4 protein-coding genes are annotated in these 1984 nt (G+C 64.3%); all 4 read left to right on the top strand.

Translation table 11 applies throughout. The features are described from left to right. Positions 1-427 (top strand): UbiA family prenyltransferase (locus VF662_RS10370; protein WP_464140689.1); only part of this gene is annotated, 427 nt, incomplete at its 5' end. Further along, positions 415-561, top strand: coding sequence for a hypothetical protein (locus tag VF662_RS10365; RefSeq protein ID WP_464140687.1), 147 nt, complete (start codon positions 415-417; stop codon positions 559-561). The genes VF662_RS10370 and VF662_RS10365, both read left to right, overlap by 13 nt. After that, the gene (locus tag VF662_RS10360) at positions 558-1112 is read left to right on the top strand and encodes a cytochrome c oxidase assembly protein (RefSeq protein WP_464140684.1); all 555 of its coding nucleotides are present in this window, start codon (positions 558-560) and stop codon (positions 1110-1112) included. The genes VF662_RS10365 and VF662_RS10360 overlap by 4 nt, the downstream gene beginning before the upstream one ends. A gap of 35 nt (positions 1113-1147) precedes the next feature. Further along, positions 1148-1963 carry a cytochrome c oxidase subunit 3 gene (locus VF662_RS10355; protein WP_464140681.1) on the top strand — a complete coding sequence of 272 codons (816 nt, stop codon included), beginning with the start codon at positions 1148-1150 and terminating at the stop codon, positions 1961-1963. The last annotated feature ends 21 nt before the right edge of the window (positions 1964-1984 follow it).

Raw genomic sequence — 1984 nt, 5'->3', positions numbered from 1 at the left:
CGGCTGGGCCGCGGCGACCGGGGACGTGACCTTGCTCCCGCTCCTCCTCTTCACGATCATCTTCCTCTGGACGCCGCCGCATTTCTGGGCGCTGTCGCTGTTCGTCCGCTCCGATTATGCCGCCGCCGGAGTGCCGATGCTCCCCGTGGTCTCGGGCCCGAAGGTTACCCGCCAGCAGATTGCGCTCTACACGCTCCCGATGGCCGCCGCCGCGATAGCGCCGTGGCCGCTCGGCCTTACCGGTCCGGTCTACGGCGTCGCGGCGGCTCTGCTCAGCCTCGCCTTCTTCATCCTCTCCCTCCAGGTGCTCGCGAACCGGGCGACGGAGCCGCAGGGGATGAAGCCGGAGAAGCGCCTGTTCGCCTTTTCCATCCTTTATTTGTTCGCCCTGTTCGGGGCGGTGGTGGTCGATAGATGGCTGATCTGATCCCCCCCGAAAGGAACGAGCGCGACATCCGGGGCCGGCAGAAGAGCCGCGCGCTGGTGATGGCGCTTGCTCTGGGAGCGTTCGTGATCCTGATGTTCGCGATCACCATCGCCAAGATGACGGTGAACCGGTGACCACGCTCGCGCGAAGGAACGGCCGCACCGCGATGCTCGCGGCGCTGCTGGTGGTTGCGATGGTCGGCCTCGCTTATGCCAGCGTGCCCCTCTACCGGCTCTTCTGCCAGGTGACCGGCTTCGGCGGCACTCCGCTCCGCGCATCGGAGATCGACAGCTCGATCCAGCCGACAGGCAAGATCATCTCCGTCCGCTTCGATGCGAACACCAGCTCCGCGCTTCCCTGGCAGTTCAAGCCGGAGGAGCATGTGCAGCGGGTCGCGGTCGGCGCCCGGGACATGGCTTTCTACACGGCGAAGAATATGGGCGATAAGCCGGTGACGGGCACCGCCACCTTCAACGTCACGCCGTCGCAGGCGGGCCAGTATTTCACCAAGATCCAGTGCTTCTGCTTCACCGAGCAGACGCTGAAGCCGGGCGAGGAAGTCCGGATGCCGGTCGTGTTCTTCGTCGATCCCAAGATCCTCGACGATCCCGACGGGCGGAAGATCGACGAGATCACCTTGAGCTACACCTTTTACCCGGTGGACCAGCCGAAGACTCAAAGCTAGAGCACGCGCAGCAAATCAGCAGGGAACGACCCAAGATGGCCGGTGCCAAGAACCATCAGTATCACATCCTTCCTCCAAGCGTCTGGCCCTTCATCGGATCGATGGCGGCGCTTGCGCTCACCGGCGGCGGCGTGATGTGGATGCACGGCCACGAATTCGGCCCCTATGTGGCGGGCGCCGGCCTCATCGCAGTCCTGTTCGTGATGTTCAGCTGGTGGGCGGACGTGATCCGCGAGGCCAATTCTGGCGATCACACGCCGATCGTGCAGCTCCACCTCCGCTACGGGATGATCCTGTTCATCGCGTCGGAAGTGATGTTCTTCGTCGCCTGGTTCTGGGCCTATTTCAACGCAGCGCTCTTCCCCTCGCCTGTCGACACGATCGGCGGCGTCTGGCCGCCCAAGGGCATGAAGGTGCTCGATCCGTTCGGCTTCCCGCTGCTCAACACGCTCATCCTGCTCTGCTCGGGCACAACCGTCACCTGGGCGCACCACGCGCTGATCAACGGTGACCGGGACGGTCTCAAGAAGGGCCTTTGGGCGACGATCGGCCTCGGCCTGCTGTTCAGCGGGATCCAGGCTTATGAATATGCCAACGCGCCGTTCGGCTTTGCCGACAACATCTACACCTCGGCCTTCTTCATGGCGACCGGCTTCCATGGCTTCCACGTCATCGTCGGCACGATCTTCCTCACCGTGAACCTCGTCCGCGCCTATGGCGGCGCGTTCACCCCCAGGCAGCATTTCGGCTTCGAGGCGGCCGCCTGGTACTGGCACTTCGTCGACGTTGTCTGGCTGTTCCTCTTCATCGCCATCTACGTCTGGGGCGGCTGGGGCGCCGAAGTCCACTGAGCCAAGCCTCGCCTGCCGGTC

This window comes from Allosphingosinicella sp. (assembly GCF_036387215.1).
Lineage (GTDB): Bacteria > Pseudomonadota > Alphaproteobacteria > Sphingomonadales > Sphingomonadaceae > Allosphingosinicella.
The sequence above is the reverse complement of the archived record's forward strand: the minus strand, read 5'-3'. Positions and strand labels throughout refer to the sequence as shown.